Genomic DNA, 22,409 nt, shown 5'->3' with positions numbered 1-22,409 from the left:
CCACGAACTTGATGTGAGAGGTTTTCACATTTCCCGCCGATATGGCAGTGTTGGCCCCATGAACCTCCGGGACCGCTACGACGCCGCGACGGCCGCGCTCGAGGCGCCGTTCGCCGTCGTCGACCTCGCGGCCTTCCGCGCCAACGCCGCCGACCTCGTCCGCCGCGCCGCCGGGAAGCCGATCCGGGTGGCGAGCAAGTCGGTCCGCTGCCGCGCCCTGCTGGAGGACGTCCTCGCGACCGACGGCTTCGCCGGGATCATGGCGTACACGCTGCCCGAGGCGCTGTGGCTCGCCGCCGAGGGCGTCGCCGACGACATCCTCGTCGCCTACCCCACCGCCGACCGCACCGCCATCGCCGAACTCGCCGCGAACGAGCGCGCCGCCCGCGCCGTCACGCTCATGGTCGACTGCCCCGAGCACCTCGACATGATCGAGCGGGCCGCCGGGAACCGCCGCGTCCGCGTCTGCATCGACGTCGACGCCTCCTACCGCCCGCTCGGCGCGCGGGTCCGGATCGGCGCGCTGCGCTCCCCGCTGCGCACCGCGGCCGACGTCGCCGCGTTCGCCGAGACGATCCTCAAGCGTCCCGGCCTCGAACTGGTCGGGCTGATGGCCTACGAGTCGCAGATCGCGGGCGTCGGCGACCTGCCGCCCGGACGCCCCGCGCGCGGCCGCGTCATCGCCGCCATGCAGCGGCGGTCCCGGCTGGAGCTCGCGCGGCGGCGCGCGGCGATCGTCCGGGCCGTCCGGAACCTCACGGACCTGGAGTTCGTCAACGGCGGCGGCACCGGCAGCGTCGAGAAGACCGTCGCCGAGCGCGCCGTCACCGAGGTCGCCGCCGGGTCGGGGCTCTACCACCCGCACCTGTTCGATCAGTACTCCAACTTCAGCGGACGGCCCGCCGCGCTGTTCGCCCTCCCCGTGGTGCGGCGGCCCGGCCCCGGCGTCGTGACCTGCCTCGGCGGCGGCTACCTGGCGTCCGGGCCCGGCGACGCGATCCGGCTGCCCGTCCCCTACCTGCCGACCGGCCTGGCGTACTCCTCCACCGAGGGCGCCGGGGAGGTGCAGACGCCGCTGCTCGGCCGCGCCGCGGACGGGCTGGAGATCGGCGACCGCGTCTGGTTCCGGCACACCAAGGCCGGCGAGCTGTGCGAGCGGTTCGACGCGGTGCACCTGATCGACGGCGACCGGTTCGTCCGTACCGTCCCGACCTACCGGGGCGAGGGCCGCACCTTCCTCTAGCACCGGTCGCGGCGCCGAGCGGTTAGGTTGGCGGGTATGAGCGACGCACCCGTCATCAGCGTGCGCGGCGAGGCGGTGCTGGAGGTCGAGCCCGAGATCGCCCGGCTTTCGGTGCACGTCCAGTCGCAGGAGGGCGACCGCCGCCGGGCCCTCGACCGGCTCGTCGAGCGCAACGAGCGCTGCCTGGAGCTGATCCGCTCCTACGGCGACGCGATCGAGCGGCTCGAGACCGGCGGCCTGTCGATCACCCCGCTGCTGAAGTACAAGCGGCGCGAGGGCGACGTCCGCGCCTACCAGGGCACCGTCTGGATCAAGCCCGTCGTCGCCGACTTCGCCGTCCTCGGTGAGCTGGTCACCCGGCTCGGCGACCTCGAGCGCACCTACGTCCACGGCCCCGACTGGGACCTGCGGCGCGACAGCGAGGTGTACGCGCGGGCCGCCCGGCAGGCCGCGCAGGAGGCCGTCGCCCGCGCGCGCAGCTACGCGGACGCGCTCGGCGCCCGGCTCACCGGCCTGGTCGAGCTGTCGGACGAGGGCCTCGGCCGCGCCGACACCGGCGGTCCGGCCCCGGTCCGGCTGGCCGCCGCGTTCGGCTCCGCCGAAGCCGGCGGCGAGCCCGAGCCGATCGACCTCGAACCCGCCGTGCAGACCGTCCGCGCGGCCGTGGAGGCCCGCTTCACCGCGACCGCCCCCGACCTGGACGCGGGACCCGCGTGAAGATCGCCATCATCGGCGCCGGCAGCGGCTACATGCCGGGCGTCATCCGCGGCCTGCTGCACCGCGCCGACGACCTCGCGGGCACCGAGCTCGCCTGCCACGACATCGACGCCCCGCACCTGGACGTCATGGCACGCCTCGCCCGGAACATGTTCGCCGCGCGCGGTGCGTCCCTCACCGTCACCGCGCACACCGACCTCGAACCGGCCCTCGACGGCGCCTCCTACGTCTTCACGACGTTCCGGCCCGGCGGGCTCGCCGCCCGGCACCTGGACGAGTCGATCCCGCTGAAGCACGGCGTCGTCGGGCAGGAGACCGCGGGGCCCGGCGGGTTCCTGATGGCGCTGCGCTCCGTCCCGGTCCTCCTCGAGATCGCCGCCGCCGCGCCCCCGGACGCGTGGATCGTCAACTACACGAACCCGACGAACGTCGTGACCGACGCCGTCGCCCGCGCGACGGGCGCCCGCGTCATCGGCCTGTGCGACCAGTTCGCCGGCGACACCGAGATGTGGGCCGATCTCCTCGGCCTCCCCGTCGAGCGCCTCGAAGCCGACTGGACGGGCCTGAACCACGCGACGTGGGCGTCGCGCGTCCGGCTCGACGGTGCCGAACTCGACCTGCCGTCCCTGCTCGACGGCCTGGCGGTGCCGGGCGGCGGCGCCACCCCGTGGCGCGACCCGTCCCGGATGGCCGAACTCGCCCGCGCCCTCGGCTTCCTGCCGAACTCGTACGCGAAGTACTACTTCTTCCACGACGAGGTCGTGGCGGAACTCCGGGCGAAGGGGACGACGCGCGCCCAGGACATCCTCGCGACGCTCCCCGCCTACTACGAGCGGGTCGACGCCGAGTCGCGCCGCCCGGACCCCGACCCGTCCCGCGAGCGCGGCGGCGGCGAGCACGGCGAGTTCGCGGTCGACGTCATCTGCGCCCTGCACCGCGACGAGGGCCGCCGCATGATCGTCAACACCCGCAACGGCGGCGCGGTCGCCTCCCTCGACGACGACGCGATCGTCGAGGTCCCCGCGATCGTCGGCCGGTCCGGTCCCGTCCCGCTCACGATGGGCGCGCTGCCCGCGCCCGTCCGCGGGCTCACGCAGGCGATCCACGCCTACGAGCGGCTCGCGTCGGACGCGGCCGTCACCGGCGACCGCCGCACGGCGCTGCGGGCGCTGATGGCGCACCCGTTCGTCCGGTCCAAGCACACGGCCGAGCGGATCCTCGACGAGGGCCTCGCCGCGCACCGCGCGCACCTTCCCCAGTTCCGCTGACGCGGGGCGGAGGTCTCCCGGAAAAGCGAGAGGCGCCGGCCGCGGGGGCGGACGGCGCCTCGGGGACCGGAGGCGGGTTCAGCGGCGCTTGCGGCTCCGGCGCCACAGGACCAGCGCGGTCAGCGCGACGGCCGTGCCGACCCCGGCCAGCACGACCCGCTGGTCGATCCGGCCCGGTTCGCCGTCCTCGCCCTCGGCGGGACGGACGAGCGAGCCCATCGCCTGCGCGACGATCCCGGCCTCCTCCTTCAGCCGCTCGGTTCCCCGCTGGGCGACGTGCTTCGGGTTGAGCCGGTCCGCGAGCTCGTCGATGTTGCGCGCGAGCTCCGCGCGGGTGCGCTCGATCTCCCGCTCCACTTGCTCCGGGTCGCGGCCCCTGTCAGCCATGCCGTGTGTCCTCACCATGTCGGTCGACGCATGATCCGAACAGTGTTGCAGGTCTCGCCCGCGAACGCCCGACACACCCACCCGGTACGGTTGGAGGCATTTCCCGAGCGAAAGGCGGATCACGTGTCCGAGCGGCTGCAGCCGGGGGACGACGCCCCCGAATTCGAGCTTCCCGACGCCGACGAGAACCCGGTGTCGCTGTCGTCGCTGCGCGGCGGGCGCGTGATCCTGTACTTCTACCCGGCCGCGATGACGCCCGGCTGCACCAAGGAGTCCGTCGACTTCCAGAGCAGCCTCGAGGAGCTGGAGCCGGCGGGCGTCACCGTCGTCGGCATCTCCCCCGACAAGCCCGCCAAGCTGGCGAAGTTCCGGGAGAAGGAGGGCCTGACGTTCCCGCTGCTGTCCGACCCGGAGAACGCGGTGCTGAAGGCCTACGGCGCCTACGGGGAGAAGAAGCTGTACGGCAAGGTCGTGGTCGGGGTGATCCGCTCGACCTTCGTCATCGACGCCGAAGGCAAGGTCGAGAAGGCGTACTACAACGTGAAGGCCACCGGCCACGTGGAGCGCCTCCGCCGCGACCTGTCCGTCTGACCTCCCGGCCGCTCCGCGGGCCCCTCACCCGGCCGTGGCCGCGTACGCGAACAGCATCCCCAGCCAGAGCCAGCCGACGATGATCACCGCGCGCTGCACCAGGCCCGCGTACCGCGAGTCGGTCTCCCACGCCTGCCCGAACGCGAAGAAGCCGGCGAGGAGGGCGGCGCCGGTCAGGCCCGAGTACCACTTCCAGCCCGGATCCGGCACGGCGAACGCCGCCGCGAACGCCGCGACGGGCAGCGATGTGAAGACCGCCACACCCGCCCAGTCGTGGGCCCGGTGGCGCAAGGACACCTCCTCCGGGGTCTCGTCGGGGGTCCCCGGGGGATAGCCGCGCATGGCGTCCATGGGGAACACCCCCGACGCCACGAGCGAGGCGCCGAACACCCCGATCGCCACCGCGAGGACGGCGCCGTCCGGCCGTCCCGCCACGGCGACCGCCCCCGCCATGACCGCCAGGCCGCACACCACGAAGTTCGCGGCCTGCACCCCGCCGCGCGAACCGAGCGCGAGCGCGCTGACCGGGTGCCGCACCGGCCGGTAGCCGGGCCGCGTCCAGCCGTCCAGCACGAACACCGCGACGAACGCCCACGCACCCGCCGTCCCCGCCCACAGCGCCGCGGTCACGCCCGGCCCCGCCCCGCCGTACGTTCACCCTGTTTTCCGTCCATGCGTGTGGATATTAGTCCAATCGGACTAGAATCAGCCCATGGGTTCGGAAACTGGGACGGCCGACCGGAAACGGCGGTCGTTCATCGAGGAGGCGCGGCGCGAGCAGATCATGACGGCGGCCGCCGAGGTCGCCGCCGAGGTCGGCTACGCGAGCACCTCGTTCTCGCGGATCGCCGAGAAGGCCGGGATCAGCAAGAGCGTGATCACGTACCACTTCAGCGGCAAGGACGAGATCCTGCGCCTCGTCACGGCACGCCTCTTCGAGCGGGTCTGGCAGCACATGGAGGCCCGGATCGAGGCGGAGACCACCGCCGCGGGACAGGTCCGGGCGTGGATCGGCGCGCAGCTCGAGTTCTTCGGCGCGCACCGGACGGAGTTCCTGGCGATGAGCGAGATCGTGGCCGGCCATCGCGACCCGGACGGGACCCCCGCCTACGCCGCCGACCTGGCCGAGGAGGTCGACGCGCTCGCCGAGATCCTCGCCCGCGGCCAGCGGGACGGCGAGTTCCGCGAGTTCGACCCGCGCGGGGTCGCGAACATCATCCTGCGCAGCACCGACGGCGTCCTCGCCTCCTGGGCCTACGACGACGGCGTCGACCTGCCGGGCCAGACCACCGTCCTGCTCGACTTCATCGACCACGCGATCGGGGGCCGACGATGACCGACCGACCGGTGACGGATCAGCCGGCAACGGACGTGCCGGGGGCCGACGCGCGGGCGGCGGAGGCCGACGCCCGGGCGGCGGGGGCCGACGCGGGGACGGCGGCGGAGGCGGACGCGCGGGCGGTCACGCTGCGGCCGCCGCGGCACCGGGTCGAGCGCCGCGCCATCGGGTGGTGGATGCTGCAGTCGCTCGCCGTGTCCGGGCCGCTCCTCGCCGGGTCGGTCGTCGCGTACGCGCTCTGGACGCCCGCGCGTCCATGGCTCGTCCTGCTCGTCGGGGCCCTGGCGGTCCTCCTGCTCGCGGGCCTGCTCGTCGAACCGCTGTGGCGCTACCGGGTGCACCGCTGGGAGACCACCGACCAGGCCGTGTACGCCCGGACCGGCTGGCTGGTGCGGGAGTGGCGGGTGGCGCCGCTCTCCCGGGTACAGACCGTCGACGCCGTGCAGGGGCCCATCGAGCAGCTCCTCGGGCTCTCGACGCTGCGCGTCACGACCGCCTCGTCCCGGGGCGCCATCGACATCGGCGGCCTGGACCGGGAGACCGCCGCCCGCGTCGCCGAGCGGCTCACGCGGATCGCCCAGGCCACGCCGGGTGACGCGACATGACCGCGCCCGGTCACGAGTGGCGGCGGCTGCACGTCCGGGTGACCTGGATCGACCTCGCCCGCAGCGTGCTGTCGCTCCTGCCCGCCGCGGTCTCCATCTGGGTTTTCGGCGTCGACCCCGGCTCGGACGGGACGTGGCCGCTGCTCGGCGTCGCCGCGTTCGGGCTGATCGGCGCGGGCGCCGACGCGCTGCGCTGGGCGTTCACCCGCTACCGGATCACCCCGTCGCACGTCGAACTCAAGACCGGCGTGGTCAAGCGCGTGCACCGCTCGATCCAGCGCGACCGCGTCCGCAGCGTCGATCTCGAGGCCAGGATCCGGCACCGGCTCGCCGGCCTGCGGGTGGTGAAGATCGGCGCCGGGCAGCAGTCGGCCGCCGGCGAGTCCGCCCTGACGCTCGACGCGGTCTCCATCGCGGACGCGCGTGCGCTGCGGCGCCTGCTGCTCCCGGCGGACGGCCCGGCGCCCGGCGTCCCCGAAGCCCGGCGGCCCCCCGAGCGAACGGACGACGAGCCCTCGGAGGCCCCCGACCCGGACGCCCCGATCGCGGTGTTCGCCCGCTTCCAACCCCGCTGGGTCGTCTACAACATGTTCAACTTCTGGGCGTACGTGATCGTCGCCGGGCTCGCCTGGGGCGGCGGCTGGCTGCTGAGCGGCTTCGGGGTGGACGTCGCCGGCTCGGCTTCGGGGCTGCTCGACGGGACGGGCGCCGACCGGCTGCGGACGATCGTCCTCGCCTTCGCCGCCGTCAGCGCCGTCGGGGTGCTCGGCCTCGCCGTCACGTACTTCACCGACTACTGGAACTTCGAGCTGGCCCGCGTCCAGGGCCGGGACGGCACGCTGCTGCGGACCCGGCGGGGGATGTTCACCACCCGCGAGGTCAACCGGGACGAGAACCGGATCCGGGGCGCCCAGATCTCCCAGCCGATCCTCTGGCTCTGGATGGGGATCAGCGACACCCGCGTCGTCACGACGGGGCTGTCGGTGTGGGCGATGTCGCAACCGGCCGACATCCTGCCGCGCGGCCCCGTGGCGGTGGCCCGCCGGGTGGCGGGCCGGGTCCTCGGCGCGCCGGACACCGGGGCGAACCCCCTGGAGACCGCGCTCGAACGCCATCCGCGTGCCGCGCTGCGCCGCCGCCTCGTGTGGGCCACCATCGTCGCGGGCGTCCTCGCGCTCGTCCTGGCCCGGCTCGCCGCGACCGGCGCCGTCCCGGCCACCGCGGTCTGGGCCGCCGCCGCGTTCTGGCCGTGCGCGCTCGGCGCGGCCGCCGTCGCCTACCGGTCGCTCGGCCACGCGATCTGCGGCCCCTACCTCGTCACCCGCTCCGGCCTCGTGACCCGCTCCACCACCGCGCTGCGGCGGTCGGCCGTCAGCACGATCGTGGTCCGCGAGTCCCTGCTGCAGCGCCGGCTCGGCCTGCGGACGGTCGCGGCGATGACGGCGGCGGGCGAGGGCGGCTACGTCGCGCCCGACATCGGCCGGGACGCGAGCGTGGCGTTCGCCGTCCGGGCCGCACCGGGCCTGCTCGACCCGTTCGTCACGGTCCGGGACGGTGAGGGAACCGGGTGCGGGCGGGGGGACTCGAACCCCCACGGTGTCTCCACCAACAGGACCTAAACCTGCCGCGTATACCTACTCCGCCACGCCCGCGCGCCCCCGCGAGGGGGCGCGCTCAGCTTATCGCTTCGGACGTTCACACCGATATCGAGTTGTCCCGCGCGGGCGCCTCGCCGGACCCGGCCGCCGCCCCGGACGGGCGTCCGCGGAGCATGACCGCGACGAGGACGGCGGTGACCGCGAGGATGATCGCCGAGTACAGGAACGCCGTGCCGATGCCCGCCGCGAAGGCGTCCCGGGCCTGCTCGGCGATGCGCGGGCCGAGCTGCGCGGCGACCGCCGGGGACGACTCCGCCTGCTCGGCCGCGCGGGCGGGGACGCCGGCGAGGTCGAGGTCGGCGCGGTAGGCGGACTGCAGGACGCTGCCGAGGACGGCGATGCCGAGCGCGCCGCCCAGCTCGCGGGCCAGGTCGTTCACAGCCGAGCCGACGCCCTGCTTGGCGGCCGGGACGGCGTCGGTGATCGCGGCGGTGGCGGGGGTCATCGCGAGGCCCATCCCGGCGCCGAGCGGGATCAGGGCGGTGAGCAGCAGCCAGTACGAGCTGCCGGCGTCGAGGAGCGAGAGCGTCGCCATCGCGGCGCTCACCAGGACCAGCCCGGCGGTGACGACGCGGCGGTGGCCCAGCCGGTCGGCGAGCCGGGGCGCGATCACCCGCGCGGACGGCATCAGCGCCGCGGCCATCGGGAGCAGGCTCGCCGCCGCGAGCAGCGGCCCGTTGCCCTTCACGATCTGCAGGTACTGCAGGACGATGAACACGAACCCGAAGAACGCGAAGAACTGGACGGTGATCGAGAGGGTCGCGGCGGAGAACGCGGGGATGCGGAACAGCCGCGGGTCCAGCAGCGGGTTCGGGCGCCGCGTCTCCCAGCCGACGAACGCCGCGAGCAGGACGATCGACGCGGCGAAGCCGCCGAGGGTGTGCGCGCTCGTCCAGCCCTCCATCGGCGCTTCGATGATCGAGTAGACGCCGGCGCCGAGGCCCGCGACGGTGAGCAGCGCGCCGGTGAGGTCGAGGCGCGGCGCGTCCGGCTCCGCCGACTCGGGCACCACGGCGAGGGTGGCGGCGAGCGCGACGGCGGCGAGCACGACGTTCATCCAGAACACCGACCGCCACGACCACAGTTCGAGGAGGCTGCCGGAGACCAGCAGCCCGAAGATCGCGCTGGCCCCCGCGACGCCCGCCCAGGCGCCCACGGCGCGGGCCCGCTCGCGGGCGGGGAACGTGGCGGTGATCGTGGAGAGCGTCGCGGGCATGACCAGCGCGGCGCCCACGCCGAGCACGCCGCGCATCGCGATCAGCCAGGCGGGGTCGTCGGCGAACGCGGCGGCGACCGACCCGGCACCGAAGATCACCAACCCGGCCGCGAGGACGCGGCGGCGGCCGTAGCGGTCGCCGATGGCGCCGCCGAGCAGCAGGAGGGCGGCGAAGACCAGCGCGTAGGCGTCGATGATCCAGGCCAGTTCGGTCTGCGTGGCGCGCAGGTCGCGGGCCAGGGACGGCAGCGCGGTGTTGAGGGACGCCACCGCCGACACGACGGTGGCGAGGGAGAGCATCACGGCGGGCAGCACGGCCTTGTGCACGGTGTCGGGTTCTTTGGCTCGCATCACGGTCTCCTTCGTTGCGACACCTCGAATCTGGCCCCCGGCGGGGCTATATTTCAACCGTGATGAATAAATCGCGGGGGCGGCGGCGCGGCTCCCCGACACCCGGGACGAGATCCTCGCGGTCGCGCGGCGGCGGTTCCTCGCCGACGGCTACGCGAAGGTGACGATGCGGTCCGTCGCCGCCGAGGCGGGCGTGGACGCCGCGCTGATCAGCTACTTCTTCGGCTCGAAGAAGGGCCTGTTCGGCGCGGTGGTCGGGCTGCTGGCCAACCCGCCCGAGGTGCTGGCGGGCGCGCTGCCCGGCGACCCCGCCGGCCTGCCCGAACGGATCCTGCGGGCCCAGCTCGCCGCGTGGGACGACCCCGCGACCGGCCCGCCGCTCGCGCTCCTGGTGCGCACGGCCGTCCAGGAACCGGAACTGTCGCGGCTGCTCAAGGACGTCGTGTGGCACGAGATGATCGAGCGCGTCGCGGCGCACGTCGGCGGTCCCGACGCGTCCGGGCGCGCCGCCGCGTTCGGCACCCAGCTCGCCGGGGTCGTGTTCGCCCGGTACATCCTCGCGATCGACCCGATCGCCTCGATGCCGACCGATGAATTCGTCGCCCGGCACGTCCCGCCCTTGCGCCTCGCCCTCTTCCCGCCCCGCCGGCCGCGCACCTTCTGAAATAGAGGGCCTGCGCGGACGGGCCCGGCGTCCTACCCTGGAAGGGATCCGTGACGCCGTGATCGACAACTCGCTGGGGGCGCCGTGAGCGCGACCTTCACTCATCGCGTACTGCCGTACGACGGGGTGAACGAGTTCCTCGACGGCGCCGTGCCGTTCCTGGGCGAGGGCCTGGAGTCGGGCGACCGCGTCCAGGTGGTCTGCGGGCTCGGCCTGGAGGTCCTCCTGCGGGACGCGCTGGGCACCGACGCGGAGCGGGTCGAGTTCACCGACGCGGCCCGCTGGTACGCGCACCCCTCGCGCACCCTCGCCGACTGCCTCAGCGACGCCGAGGCCATGGCCGGCGAAGGGCGCCGGCTGCGGCTGCTCGGCGAGCCGGTGTGGGCGCGGCGCGCGCCCCTGGAGGTCCTGGAGTGGCAGCGGATCGAGGCCATCTCGAACATCGCGTTCCGCGACACCGGAGCCGCGATCATGTGCCCGTACGCCGCGACGCTGCCGCCCGGCGTCGTCGCGGCGGGCCGCCGGACGCACCCCGAGACCGCCCGGGGCGCCCGCACCGTCCGCAACCCCGGGTTCGTCGACCCCCGCGCCTTCAGCGACCGGTGCGACCGCGAGCCCCTGCCGCCGCCGCCCGCCCACGCGGACGAACTCAAGATCGACCGTCCGGACCTGTACTGGCTGCGCGCCTACGTCGCCGAGTACGCCCGCCGCACCCCGCTGCCCGACGAGGACATGCAGCGGCTCCTCGTCGCCGTCACCGAGATCATCACGAACGCGGAACGGCACGGCGCCCCGCCCATCGTGCTGCGCATGTGGACGGACGTCGCACACGGCGCCCCCGCGTTCGTCTGCGAGGTGGCCGATTCCGGCCGGTGGCCGCCGGACGCCGGGCACGGCCTCGTCCCGCCCCGCCGGGACGAGGCGGGCACCTGCGGACGGTTCGGGCTGTGGGCCGTGCGGCTGCTGTGCACGCTCGTCCAGATCCGGACGGGCCCCGCGGGGACCGTGGTGCGGCTGCGCCTGGCCCTCCCCGGATCCGGCGACGGAGGGTGATGAAGTACGTGCATCGAGCTTCCCATCACCGCCGAACGGCGTACTCTGGACGAATCCACGACGACCTCGATGGGCAGGCCATGGAGACACCCTGGTTCGCCAAGCGACCCGTGAGCGAAGTCCGGCCGGGCGATCACGGCTGGCTGGCCTACACCGGCTTCGAGGAGCGCGACCGGGTCATCGGCCCGTTCGTGCGCGAGGGGCTGGCGACGAACGAGAAGGTCGTGTACGTCACCGACGCACCCGCCGACCGGCTGCCCGGCCTCGGCGACGGCGCCGTCGACGTGGCGGCCGTCCAGCGGACCCGCCAGCTGCGCGTGATCTCGCGGCGGGACGCCTGCCTGAACCGCGGCGGCGCGTTCGAGCCGGCGATGATGCTCGACACGATCGCCCGCGAGGTGGAGGCCACGTTCGAGCAGGGGTTCCGCGCGGTCCGCCTCACCACCGACTACAGCTGGCTGCTGAACGGCCCCGGCGCCGCCGACCTGCCGCGCGTCCTCGGCTGCGAGCACCGCGTGGGCGACGCCGTCTCGCCCAGCACCATGGCGATGGCGGTGTGCCAGATCGACCGGCACGCCTGCCCGCCCGAGCAGCTCGCCGCGCTGCGCGACACCCACGAGGTGCTGGTCGAGATCGACCCCGAGTACGAGGACAACGTCCTGCGGATCGTCCGCACCTTCGAACCGGACGGCCTGCGCATCGAGGGCGAGCTGGACGCGGCGCGGCACACGGCGTTCGCCGAGAAGCTCGCGATGGTCAGCCGGGGACCGGACGGGCGGCGCCGCGGCGTCCACCTGGACCTGTCCCGGCTCCGCTTCATCGACCTGCGCGGCCTGCACCTGCTGGTGCGGCACGCCGTCGCCCTGGACGGCGACGACGCGCTGATCCTGGACGGGCTGCAGCCCGAGGTCGAGAACGTGATCGAGATGGTCGGCTGGCACCGGCTCCCGGGCCTCGCCCCCGGCCGCGGACGGATGCCCGAGACGGAGGACCTGGCCTGATGACACTGGAGCACAGGGCGTTCGTGTACACGGGCACCGACGACTTCCTGTCGACGACCGTCCCGTTCCTGGAAGCGGGGCTGGAAGCCGGCCAGGCGGTCGTCGCGGTCGCGCGCGAACCCCACCTGACCGCACTGCGCGACACGCTCGCCGAGCACGGCGACGCGATCACCTTCCGGGACTCGGCCGCGTTCTACCGGCACCCCGTCCACACCCTCCGCGACTACCAGGAGATCGTGAAGGCCAGCGCCCCGCGCAGCGTGTGCGCGCTCGCCGAGCCGGTGTGGGACGGCTGGGACGAGCGGCAGACCCGCGAGTGGATCCGCTACGAATCGCTGATCAACGTGGTGTTCGGCGAGTCCGGGGCGCGGGCGCTGTGCCCCTACGACGAGGCCACGCTGCCCGCCGAGGTCGTGCGGCAGGCGAGCCGCACGCACCCGACCGTCCTGCGCGACGGCCGCTCGGACTCCAACTCGCAGTACGTACGGCCCGAGGTGTTCGGCGCCGAATGCGACCGGGCCCGCTCCTTCGACCGTCCGGCCGGCACCGACCACCTGATCATCGACGGTGCCGACCTGCACGCGATGCGGACGTTCGTCGAGCGCCGCGCCGACGCGCACGGCCTCGACCGCATGCGGACGCTCAACCTCGTCACCGCCGTGAACGAACTGGCCGCCAACGCGCTCCAGCACGGCACCCCGCCGGCGGGCCTGCGGGTGTGGGCCGACGGCGAAGACCTCGTCTGCGAGATCGGCGACAACGGCTGCTGGCGCCCCGCGCCCAGCCCCCTCACCGGGTTCATCCCGCCGGACACGGCCCTGCAACCGGGCTTCGGCCTCTGGACCGTCCGCCTGCTGGTCGACCTGATGGAGCTGCGCACGGGCTGGGACGGGACGTTCGTGCGGATCCGCGCCCGCCGCTGAGGCGACGCCCGGAGCGGAGCCTGCGGAGTGGAGGGCGGCGCCTCAGCGGCCGCCCCTGCCGGGGGTCTGGGGGGTCGCCCCCCCAGAATGACAGGTTGAGGCGACGCCCGGAGCGGAGCCTGCGGAGTGGAGGGCGGCGCCTCAGCGGCCGCCCCTGCCGGGGGGGCTGGGGGGTCGCCCCCCAGAATGACGGGTCGAGGCGACGCGCCGGTCAGGTCAGGCCGGCGGCGGAGAGGGCCTTCGGGAGGATGCCCGCCAGGGCGCGGAAGGCGCGGCCGCGGTGGCTGATCGCGTCCTTCTCCGCAGGCGACAGCTCCGCCGTCGTACGGGTCTCGCCCTCCGGGACGAACACCGGGTCGTAGCCGAATCCGCCGGTGCCGCGCGGGGTGCGGGCGACCGTCCCGCGCATCCGGCCCTCGACGCAGTGCTCGACGCCGCCGGGCAGGACGAGCGCCGCCGCGCACACGAAGGCGCCGCCGCGCCGCTCGTCCGGGGCGTCGGCGAGCTGGTCGAGCACGAGCCGGAGGTTCGCGGCGTCCTTGTCGCCGGAGGCCTCGCCGAACCGGCCGGACCAGCGGGCCGACAGCACGCCGGGCATGCCGTTCAGTTCGTCCACGCACAGGCCGGAGTCGTCGGCGACGGCGGGCAGGCCCGTGTGCGCGCAGATCGCGCGGGCCTTCAGCAGCGCGTTGCCCTCGAACGTCGGCTCGGTCTCCGGGACGTCCGGCGCGTCCGGGAACTCGGCGAGGCCGGCGACGTCGATGCCGTCCAGGATGCGGTGCAGTTCGGCGATCTTGCCCTGGTTGCGGGTGGCGAGCACGATCCGGGTCATCGGCCGAGGGCCTCCGCCTGGAGGCGGGTCAGCTCGGCGCAGCCGTCCGCCGCGAGGTCGAGCAGCGCGTCCAGTTCGGCGCGGTCGAAGGGGGCGCCCTCGGCGGTGCCCTGGACCTCGACGAACTTGCCCTCGCCGGTGCAGACGACGTTCATGTCCGTCCCGGCGGCCGAGTCCTCCTCGTAGCAGAGGTCGAGCCGCGCCTCCCCGTGCACGACGCCGACGCTGACGGCCGCGACCGAGGTGGTGAGGGGGTCGCGCTTGATGAGCCCGCGGTCGCGCATCCAGGTGACGGCGTCGGCGAGGGCGACGTAGGCGCCGGTGATCGCGGCGGTGCGGGTGCCGCCGTCGGCCTGCAGGACGTCGCAGTCGAGCCGCACGGTGTTCTCGCCGAGCGCCTTGTAGTCGATGCACGCGCGGATCGACCGGCCGATCAGCCGGGAGATCTCGTGGGTGCGGCCGCCGATCTTCCCCTTGACGGCCTCGCGGTCGTTGCGGGTGTTGGTGGCGCGGGGCAGCATCGCGTACTCGGCGGTGACCCAGCCGAGGCCGCTGTCGCGCCGCCAGCGGGGCACCGAGGTCTCCACGGACGCCGCGCACAGCACCCGGGTGCCGCCGAACTCGACGAGCACCGACCCTTCCGCGTGGTCGAGCCAGCCGCGCTGCAGGCGGACGGGACGGAGGCGGTCGGGCGCACGATCATCGGGGCGAGGCATGCGCACCACCCTAAGGCCTGCCCGGGCCGCCCCGTCACAGGTCGTAGCGGGTGCCGACCCGGGCCAGCTCGATGTCGCCCCCGTAGCCGGCGGACCTGGCCTCCTTGAGGGACACGTCCGCGTCGTTCCACGGCACCAGGTGCGTGAGGACGAGCCGTCCGGCGCCGGCGCGCGCGGCGTGCTCGGCGGCCTCGCGGGCGGTGAGGTGCAGCTCGGACGGGAGGGCGGGGCCTTCCAGGAACGACGCCTCGCACAGGAACAGGTCGGCGTCCCGGGCGACGTCGACGAGGGTGTCGGACGGGCCGGTGTCGCCCGAGTAGGCGAGGGCGCGGCCGTCGTGCTCGATGCGGAACGCGTACGCCTCGACGGGGTGCGGCATGAGCGCGGTCGTGACCCGGAACGGGCCGATCTCGAACGGGCCGCGCGGCAGCGTCCGGAAGTCGAACGTCTCGGACATCCCGGGATCGGGGTCGAGGTCGTAGGCCTTCGCCATCCGGACGGCCGTGCCCTCGGGCCCGTGCACCGGGATGCGCGGCGGCGGGCCGCTCGGCCGGTACGTGCGCGCCACCCAGTACCCGCAGAGGTCGAGGCAGTGGTCGGCGTGCAGGTGCGAGATGCACACGGCGTCGATCTCGTACATGGAGTGGAAGCGCTGCAGCGAGCCGAGCGCACCGTTGCCGAGGTCGAGGAGCATGGCGAACCCCTCGGCCTCGATGAGATAGCTGGACGCGGGACTGTCCGGCCCAGGGAAACTGCCGGAGCAGCCGATCACAGTGACCCGCACGCTCACTCCTCCTTCTGCGTCCCCCGAGGAATCAGGTGGTCATCCGGTGGTCAGGGCCCGATCGAGGGTGCTCTCGACCGTGCCGATCTCCGGTCCCAGGAACCGGCGTCCGAGTTCGGCGAACACCTCGGGGTCGCCGGTCGCGCGGAAGCGGTGCCGCGGCGGGGGCGTCCCCTCGGCGCGGGCCAGTCCCCGGTCGTGGAGCACTCGGTACACGTCCTTGGCGGTCTCGTCGGCGCTTGACACCAGTGTGACCCCGTCTCCGACGACATACGAGATGACGCCGGTTAGAAGCGGGTAATGCGTACACCCCAGGATGAGGGTGTCGCATCCGGCGTCGACGATCGGCTCCAGGTACTCCCGCGCCGCGTCGAGCAGTTCCTGCCCGGCCGTCACTCCCGCCTCAACGAACTCGACGAACCGTGGGCAGGCGGCGCTGACGAGGTCGATGTGCGGGGCCGCGGCGAACGAGTCCTCGTAGGCGCGACTCTGCACGGTGGCGCGCGTCGCGATCAGCCCGACGCGTCCGTTGCGGGTGGCGCGGGCGGCGCGCCGGGTGGCGGGGTTGATCACCTCGACGACCGGGACGTCGTAGCGTTCGCGGGCGTCGCGCAGCATCGCCGAGCTGGCGCTGTTGCAGGCGATCACCAGCATCTTGACACCCTCGTCGACGAGGGCGTCGAGCATCTCCAGCGCGAACGCGCGGACCTCCGCGATCGGCCGCGGCCCGTACGGCTGGCGGGCCGAGTCCCCCAGGTAGACGAGCGGCTCGTTCGGCAGCTGGTCGAGGACCGCGCGGGCCACGGTGAGGCCGCCGAAACCGCTGTCGAAGACCCCGATGGGGGCGTCCAGCGGAAACTCTCCGAGCGGATCCGGAGGCGCCTCCGCCGGGAGGAGCGCGGGCTCGTCCCCGCTCGGCGAACCGGCATCTGACATGGTCATCAAGGCTAGGCGACGTACGGACCCACGGGTGCGTCATGCGTTGGACATCACACCGCCACACGGCCGAAAACTCACCTGCTCATGGCCGCGCGTCCGGTCCGGTGGAATTCTCAGGAGAAACGCCGGGGAAATCGCGGCCTTACCGGAAGCCGCCCTTGGGGACGCGGGCGAGCTGCCGGCTCTGCGCGACCAGCCGGCCCGCCGAGTCCCACACCTCGACCTCCTCGTCGAACCAGCCGCCGGTCAGCAGCCGGCCGGAGCCGTGCAGGGACAGCCAGCCCGGCGCGGGGACGGCGCGCATGTGCCAGGTCAGCTCGACGGTCGGCGCCCAGCCGTTCGCCCCGAGGTTCAGGGAGACGGGCGGCAGCGCGTCCACGGCGAGGGCGAGGACGTACGCGTCGGGCTCCTCCCCGTCGGGGAGCCGGAACCAGGCGCGGAGTTCGGGACGGCCGGACGGGTTCCCGTCGAGCCAGCCCATGGTGGTGCGGTCGAAGCGCATGTCGACGTGGTCGGCGAAGCCGCCGGTGTCGCCGGGCGAGCGGGCGCCGGTGCACTCCTCGAGGGGCGGGAGCGGCACGGCGGGCGGGTCGCCGACCCAGTCGGGGTCGACGCCGTCCTCCAGGGTGCCGGTCGTGATGAGGGCGTCCACGATGCGCTTGCCGTCCTGGACGAGGCCGACCAGGGACGTCGCCGCGGTGCGGCCCTCCTTGCGCGGTTCGACGACGATCTCCGCGGGGGCGCCGGCCTTGGCGACCCGGAGGAAGTTCGTGGCGGTCGCGACGGGGTGCGCGTGCGGGGAGACGTCCACGGCGGCGCGGGCGAGCAGGGCCATCAGGTAGCCGCCGTTGGGCGCCGCGCCGATGCAGTAGCCGGGGTGGACGTCGACCTCGTACCGGCCCTCGCCGGTGCGCCGGACCGCGGTGGCGTCCGCGAACACGCTCATTGATGCACTCCTGCTCCACCGCGCGGCGGCGGGCGTCCGCCCGGCCGGGCCGGTTCCAACGGTTCTAGAATCGCGTTCGAAACCGAACCCTACCGGTTGCCGGACGGACCGCCCATATGAGTAGCGTCACGCCACTGACCCGGGAGCCGCGGGGTCACGCCCAGAGCTGACCCTCCAGCGCCGCTTCGGCCTCCTCCAGCGTGCCGCCGTAGGCGCCGGTGGACAGGTACTTCCAGCCCCCGTCGGCCACGATGAACGCGATGTCGGCCCGCTCCCCGGCCTTGACGGCCTTGCGCGCCATGCCGATCGCGGCGTGCAGCGCCCCGCCCGTCGAGATCCCGGCGAAGATGCCCTCCTGCTCCAGCAGCTCGCGGGTGCGGCGCAGCGCGTCCGCCGAGCCCACCGAGAACCGGGTGGTCAGCACCGAGTCGTCGTACAGCTCGGGGATGAACCCCTCGTCGATGTTGCGCAGCCCGTACACCAGCTCCCCGTACCTCGGCTCCGCCGCGACGATCTTCACGCCGGGCACCTGCTCGCGCAGGTAGCGGCCGACGCCCATCAGCGTCCCGGTGGTGCCGAGACCCGCCACGAAGTGGGTCAGGGTCGGCAGGTCGGCGAGGAGCTCCGGCCCGGTCGTCTCGTAGTGGGCGAGCGCGTTCGCCTCGTTGCCGTACTGGTAGAGCATCACCCAGTCGGGGTGCTCCGCGGCCAGGCCCTTGGCGACGCGGACGGCCTCGTTCGACCCGCCCGCCGCGGGCGAGGAGATGATCTCCGCGCCCCACATCTCCAGGAGCTGCCGGCGCTCCGCCGAGGTGTTCTCCGGCATCACGCACACCATCCGGTAGCCGCGCAGCTTCGCGACCATGGCGAGGGAGATCCCGGTGTTGCCCGACGTCGGCTCCAGGATCGTGCAGCCCGGTGTCAGCAGCCCGTCCTTCTCGGCCTTGTCGATCATGTAGAAGGCGGGCCGGTCCTTCACCGAACCGGTCGGGTTGCGGTCCTCGAGCTTCGCCCAGATCCGGACGTCCTCGCTCGGCGACAGGCGCGGCAGCCCGACCAGCGGCGTACCGCCGAGCGAGTCCAGCAGCGACTCGAAACGCATGTCGTTCGTCGTCTCCGTTGTCGTCCGGACCGGCTCAGCCGCCGGCGACGGCCGGGAGGATGGTGACGCTGTCGCCGTCGGAGACCTGCGTCTCCAGGCCGCCGAGGAAGCGCACGTCCTCATCGTTGAGGTAGACGTTCACGAACTTGCGCAGGCCCTTGTCGTCCACCAGCCGGGCGCGCAGGCCGTCGTGCCGCGAGTCCAGGTCGGTGAACAGTTCGTCCAGCGTGCCGCCCTTGCCCTCCACGGACTTGGCGCCGCCGGTGAGGTTGCGCAGGATCGTCGGGATCCGGACCTCGATCGCCATCGCGATGATCTCCTTTTGGTCGTACGGGGGCTCCCCGCCCAAGCCGTTGCAACAGGGCGGGGAACGCGGGAATTCCAGGCGAGGATCAGCGCGCGGGCGAACAGTCGTAGACGACCTCGGCGCGCGAGTGCCCGAACAGGAAGCTCTGCACGGGGGGCACCGCGGCGGACGGGACGCGGCGCCGCGCGCCCGTTCTGCTCCCGCTCGTCCACATGACGCCCACTTTACCGGTCCCGGCCGTCCCGCTCCGTGGCGCCCGTCACGACTGCCCGGCGTCCGGGTAGGCGTCGACGATCGCGACCTCCTCCTCGGTCACCTCGCCGTCCAGGATCCGGTACGAGCGGAACTCCAGGTCGGCGTCCTCGCGGGTGGACACCAGGACGTAGTGGGCGTTCGGCTCGGCGGCGTAGGAGATGTCGGTGCGCGACGGGTAGGCCTGCGTGGCGGTGTGCGAGTGGTAGATCACCACCGGCTCCTCGTCGCGGTCGTCCATCTCCCGCCACACCTTCAGCTGCTCCAGGGAGTCGAACCGGTAGAACGTCGGCGAGCGCTCGGCGTTGACCATCTGGACGAAACGGACGGGACGGTCGGACCCGATCGGGCCGGCGATGACCCCACACGCCTCGTCGGGATGGTCGGCACGCGCGTGCGCGACGATCTTGTCGACCAGGGAACGTTCGATCGTCAGCATGCCCGCAGGCTACCCCGCAGCCCGCGGCCGCCCCACGCCCCTCCAGCACCTGTGGACAACTCTCCCAGCGCCGCGCGAGCCGCGTCACAGCAGGGCCTGGACGAGGCCCTCCTGAAGCATCGTGAGCCAGTCGTAGGCGGCGAACATCGGCGTGCGCGGATCGTCCCGGTCGAGGTGACCGGCCTCGTCGTACCACTCCTCGCTGATGTCCAGCCGGGTGCCGAGGGCCAGCCGGACGTCGTTCAGCGCGCGCAGCCACGCCTGCGCCTGCTCGCCGTCCAGGACGACCGTCCCGCCCGCGTCCGGGAGCGCCTTCAGCACCGTCGCGGCCGCGTCCCGCTTGCCGTCCCGCAGCCCCAGCTCGGTGTAGCGGCGGAAGTCGTCGGCGGCCTCGGCCTCGTCACCGCCCGGCTCGGCCCCCGGATCGCCGTAGGCGTCGGGGAACAGCCGCGCGAGCACCGGGTCGTCCGGCTTCACCGCCTCCTCGGCGATGCCGAGCGCGGAGAGCGGATCGTCCGGGTCCGCCGGCTTCCGCGCGGGCGGCTCGCCGATCAGCGCGAGCAGCTGCTCCATCAGCGACCGCAGCAGCCCGGACTCCTCGGCCGCCAGCCGCACCCGCACCCCCGCGCGCGTCCTGCGCACGTCCGCCATCAGTCGTCCCGCCGCACGGTCGCCCACAGCCCGTAGGAGTGCAGGATCTCCACGTCCCGTTCCATCTCCTCACGGGTCCCCTTCGCCACCACCGCCCGGCCCTTGTGGTGCACGTCCAGCATCAGCTTCTCGGCCTTCGGCTTGGCGTAGCCGAACACCGTCTGGAACACGTACGTGACGTACGACATCAGGTTGATCGGGTCGTTCCAGACGATCGCCAGCCAGGGCCGGTCGGCGCGCACGTCCTCCTCGACGTCGGGCCGCTCCAGTTCGACCGGTGCGGGCGCCGTGCTCATGGCGCTCATGGCCTGCGTCTCCCCCTCTCGCCCGCGAGATCGGTCCGCCCAACGCGTCCGATGCTAGGTGCACCGGCCTCCACGTCCATGGTGCCCGGTCCATGGTGCCCGCACCGGGCCTTAGGGTGCCACTTGTGGACGTTGGTGAGGGAACGACCTGCGGGAGCACCGCGCTGCTGACCGACCGCTACGAGCTGACCATGCTGCAGGCGGCGCTGCGCAGCGGGACGGCCGGACGACGCGCCGTGTTCGAGGTGTTCGCCCGCAGCCTGCCCGCCGGGCGCCGCTACGGCGTCGTCGCGGGCACCGGCCGGCTTCTCGACGCGATCGAGGCGTTCCGGTTCGGGACGGACGAACTGGACTGGCTCACCTCGAACGGCATCGTCGACGAACCCACGGCCCAATGGCTGGAGAAGTACCGCTTCACCGGGAACGTCTGGGGCTACCCCGAAGGCGACTGCTACTTCCCGGAATCGCCGATCCTGCGGGTCGAGGGGACGTTCGCCGAAGCCGTCCTGCTCGAAACCGTGGCGCTGTCGATCCTCAACCACGACTGCGCGATCGCGTCCGCCGCGTCCCGCATGGTCCAGGCCGCGCAGGGCCGACCCCTCATCGAGATGGGTTCGCGCCGCGCACATGAACGTTCGGCCGTCGCGTCGGCGCGCGCAGCCTACATCGCGGGCTTCGCCACCACGTCCAACCTCCGGGCCGGACGACTTTACGAAGTGCCCACCGCGGGGACGAGCGCGCACTCGTTCACCCTCCTGCACGACAGTGAACGGCACGCGTTCGAAGCCCAGCTCGCGTCCCTGGGCGAATCCACGACCCTCCTCGTCGACACCTACGACGTCGAACGGGCCGTCCGCACCGCCGTCGAACTCGCCGGGCCCGCCCTCGGCGCCGTCCGGATCGACTCGGGCGACCTCGCCGTGATGGCCCGCCGCGTCCGCGACCAGCTCGACTCCCTCGGCGCGCGCGACACCCGCATCGTCGTCACCGGCGACCTCGACGAGTACGGCATCGCCGCCCTCGCCGCCGCGCCCGTCGACGGCTACGGCGTCGGCACGTCCCTGGTCACCGGGTCCGGCGCCCCCACCGCCTCGCTCGTCTACAAGCTCGTCGCCCGCGCCGACGCTCCCGCCGGCGACGCGCCGATGCGGCCCGTCGCCAAGCGCTCGACCGGCAAGCCCAGCCGGGGCGGCAGCAAGTCCGCCGTGCGCCGCCTCGACGCCCACGGCACCGCCTACGCCGAGACGATCACCGTCGGGGAGCCCGCGCCCGGCCCCCGCGACCGCGTCCTGCAGGTCCCGCTCGTCCGGGACGGCGAGATCGTCGGCCGCGAACCGCTGCGGGACGCGCGCGACCGGCACGCCCGCGCCGTCGCCGAACTGCCCGCGCCCGCCGTCCAGCTCTCGCGCGGCGAGCCCGCCCTGCCCACCGAGTTCGTCGACGCCGGCCCGCGCCCCTGACCGGCGGTTCCGGCACGCCCCCGGCTGGGATAGCGTCCAAGGTGTCGGGGCAACGCGGAACCGGGACGGAGCGATCATGGGCAAGAAGGCCTTGATCATCGTGGACGTGCAGAACGATTTCTGCGAGGGCGGCTCGATGGCCGTCGCGGGCGGCGCGGACGTCGCCACCGCCATCTCCCGGCACATCTCGGCCAACCGCCCCGAATACGCGCACATCGTCGCCACCCGCGACTTCCACCTCGACCCGGGCGCCCACTTCTCCGCCGAGCCCGACTTCGTCGACACCTGGCCGCCGCACTGCGTCATCGGCACCCCCGGCGCCGACTTCCACGCCCACCTCGCGCTCGCCGACATCGAGGCCGTGTTCAGCAAGGGCCGCGAGACCGCCGCCTACAGCGGCTTCGAGGGCGCGAACGACGACGGCGTCCCGCTCGCCGACTGGCTCACCGCCCACGGCGTCGACACCGTCGACGTCGTCGGCATCGCCACCGACCACTGCGTCCGCGCCACCGCCGTCGACGCCGCCCGCGGCGGCCTGCGCACGTCCGTCCTGCTCGACCTGACGGCCGGAGTCGCCGCGCCGACCACCGACCGGGCCCTGGACGAACTCGCGCGGGAGGGCGTCGCGCTCTCCGGCGCACCGGTGGTGAGATCCTGAAC

General features: G+C 73.7%; 29 protein-coding genes, 1 tRNA gene and 2 pseudogenes. 14 read left to right on the top strand and 18 right to left on the bottom strand.

Annotated elements, in window-relative coordinates; translation table 11 throughout:
• Positions 1–58 precede the first annotated feature (58 nt).
• The 3 genes from F7P10_RS27600 to F7P10_RS27590 are packed head-to-tail and all read left to right on the top strand — an operon-like array spanning position 59 to position 3,228.
• The gene (locus F7P10_RS27600) at positions 59–1,243 is read left to right on the top strand and encodes an amino acid deaminase/aldolase (protein ID WP_151013599.1); all 1,185 of its coding nucleotides are present in this window, start codon (positions 59–61) and stop codon (positions 1,241–1,243) included.
• A gap of 36 nt (positions 1,244–1,279) precedes the next feature.
• Positions 1,280–1,960 carry an SIMPL domain-containing protein gene (locus F7P10_RS27595; protein ID WP_151013597.1) on the top strand — a complete coding sequence of 227 codons (681 nt, stop codon included), beginning with the start codon at positions 1,280–1,282 and terminating at the stop codon, positions 1,958–1,960.
• The gene (locus tag F7P10_RS27590; protein ID WP_151013595.1) at positions 1,957–3,228 is read left to right on the top strand and encodes a glycoside hydrolase family 4; all 1,272 of its coding nucleotides are present in this window, start codon (positions 1,957–1,959) and stop codon (positions 3,226–3,228) included. The genes F7P10_RS27595 and F7P10_RS27590 overlap by 4 nt, the downstream gene beginning before the upstream one ends.
• Positions 3,229–3,306: 78 nt before the next feature.
• Here F7P10_RS27590 and F7P10_RS27585 read toward each other — a convergent pair whose 3' ends face one another.
• A complete protein-coding gene (locus F7P10_RS27585) occupies positions 3,307–3,615 on the bottom strand; it encodes a DUF3618 domain-containing protein (RefSeq protein WP_151013593.1) in 309 nt (102 codons plus the stop codon).
• A gap of 123 nt (positions 3,616–3,738) precedes the next feature.
• Here F7P10_RS27585 and bcp point away from each other — a divergent pair, with 123 nt between their 5' ends.
• Complete coding sequence (bcp, locus tag F7P10_RS27580; RefSeq protein WP_218040157.1) at positions 3,739–4,206, top strand: thioredoxin-dependent thiol peroxidase; 468 nt, start codon at positions 3,739–3,741, stop codon at positions 4,204–4,206.
• 24 nt (positions 4,207–4,230) lie between these two features.
• Here the strand turns inward: bcp and F7P10_RS27575 are convergent, their stop codons facing one another.
• A complete protein-coding gene (locus F7P10_RS27575; protein ID WP_151013590.1) occupies positions 4,231–4,836 on the bottom strand; it encodes a DUF998 domain-containing protein in 606 nt (201 codons plus the stop codon).
• Positions 4,837–4,918: 82 nt separating this feature from the next.
• Here F7P10_RS27575 and F7P10_RS27570 point away from each other — a divergent pair, with 82 nt between their 5' ends.
• The gene (locus tag F7P10_RS27570) at positions 4,919–5,542 is read left to right on the top strand and encodes a TetR/AcrR family transcriptional regulator (protein WP_151013588.1); all 624 of its coding nucleotides are present in this window, start codon (positions 4,919–4,921) and stop codon (positions 5,540–5,542) included.
• A 131-nt stretch (positions 5,543–5,673) separates the two neighbouring features.
• A complete protein-coding gene (locus tag F7P10_RS27565; protein WP_254716808.1) occupies positions 5,674–6,150 on the top strand; it encodes a PH domain-containing protein in 477 nt (158 codons plus the stop codon).
• A gap of 10 nt (positions 6,151–6,160) precedes the next feature.
• Here the strand turns inward: F7P10_RS27565 and F7P10_RS44690 are convergent, their stop codons facing one another.
• Positions 6,161–6,355, bottom strand: a complete 195-nt coding sequence (locus F7P10_RS44690; RefSeq protein WP_254716047.1) for a hypothetical protein — start codon at positions 6,353–6,355, stop codon at positions 6,161–6,163.
• A gap of 43 nt (positions 6,356–6,398) precedes the next feature.
• On the opposite strand from F7P10_RS44690, the pseudogene F7P10_RS45525 reads away from it, so the two are divergent.
• Positions 6,399–6,533 (top strand): annotated as a pseudogene (locus tag F7P10_RS45525) (hypothetical protein); the annotation flags it as partial.
• A gap of 197 nt (positions 6,534–6,730) precedes the next feature.
• On the opposite strand, the gene F7P10_RS44685 reads toward F7P10_RS45525, so the two are convergent.
• Both F7P10_RS44685 and F7P10_RS44680 read right to left on the bottom strand, forming a co-directional pair.
• The gene (locus F7P10_RS44685; RefSeq protein WP_254716046.1) at positions 6,731–6,931 is read right to left on the bottom strand and encodes a hypothetical protein; all 201 of its coding nucleotides are present in this window, start codon (positions 6,929–6,931) and stop codon (positions 6,731–6,733) included.
• A 12-nt stretch (positions 6,932–6,943) separates the two neighbouring features.
• On the bottom strand, positions 6,944–7,120 hold the full coding sequence (locus F7P10_RS44680) for a hypothetical protein (RefSeq protein WP_254716045.1): 177 nt from the start codon (positions 7,118–7,120) through the stop codon (positions 6,944–6,946).
• On the opposite strand from F7P10_RS44680, the pseudogene F7P10_RS45520 reads away from it, so the two are divergent.
• Positions 7,092–7,595, top strand: a pseudogene (locus F7P10_RS45520) (PH domain-containing protein); the annotation flags it as partial. The gene F7P10_RS44680 and the pseudogene F7P10_RS45520 sit on opposite strands and share 29 nt — an antisense overlap.
• 123 nt (positions 7,596–7,718) lie before the next feature.
• On the opposite strand, the gene F7P10_RS27555 reads toward F7P10_RS45520, so the two are convergent.
• Together F7P10_RS27555 and F7P10_RS27550 are read right to left on the bottom strand one after the other, a co-directional pair.
• A tRNA-Leu gene (locus F7P10_RS27555) sits at positions 7,719–7,802 on the bottom strand.
• 43 nt (positions 7,803–7,845) lie between these two features.
• Positions 7,846–9,375: an MFS transporter gene (locus tag F7P10_RS27550; RefSeq protein WP_151013584.1), complete on the bottom strand. Its 1,530-nt coding sequence runs from the start codon at positions 9,373–9,375 to the stop codon at positions 7,846–7,848.
• Positions 9,376–9,541: 166 nt separating this feature from the next.
• Between F7P10_RS27550 and F7P10_RS27545 the strand changes: the two genes are divergently transcribed.
• From F7P10_RS27545 to F7P10_RS27530, 4 genes are all read left to right on the top strand, one after another.
• Positions 9,542–10,039 carry a TetR family transcriptional regulator gene (locus F7P10_RS27545; protein WP_218040156.1) on the top strand — a complete coding sequence of 166 codons (498 nt, stop codon included), beginning with the start codon at positions 9,542–9,544 and terminating at the stop codon, positions 10,037–10,039.
• Positions 10,040–10,123: 84 nt separating this feature from the next.
• Positions 10,124–11,092, top strand: a complete 969-nt coding sequence (locus F7P10_RS27540; protein WP_151013582.1) for a sensor histidine kinase — start codon at positions 10,124–10,126, stop codon at positions 11,090–11,092.
• A 110-nt stretch (positions 11,093–11,202) separates the two neighbouring features.
• Positions 11,203–12,093, top strand: coding sequence for an MEDS domain-containing protein (locus F7P10_RS27535; RefSeq protein WP_254716044.1), 891 nt, complete (start codon positions 11,203–11,205; stop codon positions 12,091–12,093).
• The gene (locus F7P10_RS27530; protein ID WP_151013578.1) at positions 12,093–13,016 is read left to right on the top strand and encodes an anti-sigma factor RsbA family regulatory protein; all 924 of its coding nucleotides are present in this window, start codon (positions 12,093–12,095) and stop codon (positions 13,014–13,016) included. Before F7P10_RS27535 ends, F7P10_RS27530 begins: the two co-directional genes overlap by 1 nt.
• Before the next feature lie 211 nt (positions 13,017–13,227).
• Here the strand turns inward: F7P10_RS27530 and rdgB are convergent, their stop codons facing one another.
• From rdgB to clpS, 11 genes are all read right to left on the bottom strand, one after another.
• Positions 13,228–13,848 carry an RdgB/HAM1 family non-canonical purine NTP pyrophosphatase gene (gene rdgB / locus F7P10_RS27525; RefSeq protein WP_151013576.1) on the bottom strand — a complete coding sequence of 207 codons (621 nt, stop codon included), beginning with the start codon at positions 13,846–13,848 and terminating at the stop codon, positions 13,228–13,230.
• Positions 13,845–14,564, bottom strand: coding sequence for a ribonuclease PH (gene rph / locus F7P10_RS27520; protein ID WP_151013574.1), 720 nt, complete (start codon positions 14,562–14,564; stop codon positions 13,845–13,847). Before rph ends, rdgB begins: the two co-directional genes overlap by 4 nt.
• A 34-nt stretch (positions 14,565–14,598) precedes the next feature.
• Entirely contained in the window at positions 14,599–15,348 is a 750-nt protein-coding gene (locus tag F7P10_RS27515; RefSeq protein WP_151013572.1) for an MBL fold metallo-hydrolase, read from the bottom strand.
• Between the two features lie 39 nt (positions 15,349–15,387).
• The gene (gene murI / locus F7P10_RS27510) at positions 15,388–16,284 is read right to left on the bottom strand and encodes a glutamate racemase (RefSeq protein WP_151018319.1); all 897 of its coding nucleotides are present in this window, start codon (positions 16,282–16,284) and stop codon (positions 15,388–15,390) included.
• A gap of 145 nt (positions 16,285–16,429) precedes the next feature.
• On the bottom strand, positions 16,430–17,233 hold the full coding sequence (locus F7P10_RS27505; RefSeq protein WP_151013570.1) for a thioesterase family protein: 804 nt from the start codon (positions 17,231–17,233) through the stop codon (positions 16,430–16,432).
• A gap of 154 nt (positions 17,234–17,387) precedes the next feature.
• Positions 17,388–18,335 carry a PLP-dependent cysteine synthase family protein gene (locus tag F7P10_RS27500; RefSeq protein ID WP_151013568.1) on the bottom strand — a complete coding sequence of 316 codons (948 nt, stop codon included), beginning with the start codon at positions 18,333–18,335 and terminating at the stop codon, positions 17,388–17,390.
• Between the two features lie 34 nt (positions 18,336–18,369).
• Positions 18,370–18,642 (bottom strand): MoaD/ThiS family protein, encoded by a 273-nt coding sequence (locus tag F7P10_RS27495; RefSeq protein WP_151013566.1) that lies wholly within the window; start codon positions 18,640–18,642, stop codon positions 18,370–18,372.
• An 85-nt stretch (positions 18,643–18,727) separates the two neighbouring features.
• Positions 18,728–18,856, bottom strand: a complete 129-nt coding sequence (locus F7P10_RS45165) for a hypothetical protein (protein WP_302851361.1) — start codon at positions 18,854–18,856, stop codon at positions 18,728–18,730.
• A 45-nt stretch (positions 18,857–18,901) separates the two neighbouring features.
• Positions 18,902–19,333, bottom strand: coding sequence for a Mov34/MPN/PAD-1 family protein (locus F7P10_RS27490; protein WP_151013564.1), 432 nt, complete (start codon positions 19,331–19,333; stop codon positions 18,902–18,904).
• An 84-nt stretch (positions 19,334–19,417) separates the two neighbouring features.
• On the bottom strand, positions 19,418–19,984 hold the full coding sequence (locus F7P10_RS27485) for a DUF2017 domain-containing protein (protein ID WP_151013561.1): 567 nt from the start codon (positions 19,982–19,984) through the stop codon (positions 19,418–19,420).
• Positions 19,984–20,280 carry an ATP-dependent Clp protease adapter ClpS gene (gene clpS, locus F7P10_RS27480; RefSeq protein ID WP_151018318.1) on the bottom strand — a complete coding sequence of 99 codons (297 nt, stop codon included), beginning with the start codon at positions 20,278–20,280 and terminating at the stop codon, positions 19,984–19,986. The genes F7P10_RS27485 and clpS overlap by 1 nt, the downstream gene beginning before the upstream one ends.
• A 200-nt stretch (positions 20,281–20,480) precedes the next feature.
• Here clpS and F7P10_RS27475 point away from each other — a divergent pair, with 200 nt between their 5' ends.
• Both F7P10_RS27475 and F7P10_RS27470 read left to right on the top strand, forming a co-directional pair.
• The gene (locus F7P10_RS27475) at positions 20,481–21,749 is read left to right on the top strand and encodes a nicotinate phosphoribosyltransferase (protein ID WP_254716807.1); all 1,269 of its coding nucleotides are present in this window, start codon (positions 20,481–20,483) and stop codon (positions 21,747–21,749) included.
• Between the two features lie 76 nt (positions 21,750–21,825).
• The gene (locus tag F7P10_RS27470; protein ID WP_151013557.1) at positions 21,826–22,407 is read left to right on the top strand and encodes an isochorismatase family protein; all 582 of its coding nucleotides are present in this window, start codon (positions 21,826–21,828) and stop codon (positions 22,405–22,407) included.
• Positions 22,408–22,409: the final 2 nt, after the last annotated feature.

Source organism: Actinomadura sp. WMMB 499, from assembly GCF_008824145.1.
In the GTDB taxonomy this organism is placed as follows: domain Bacteria; phylum Actinomycetota; class Actinomycetes; order Streptosporangiales; family Streptosporangiaceae; genus Spirillospora.
This window is presented reverse-complemented; position numbering and strand designations above follow the sequence as displayed.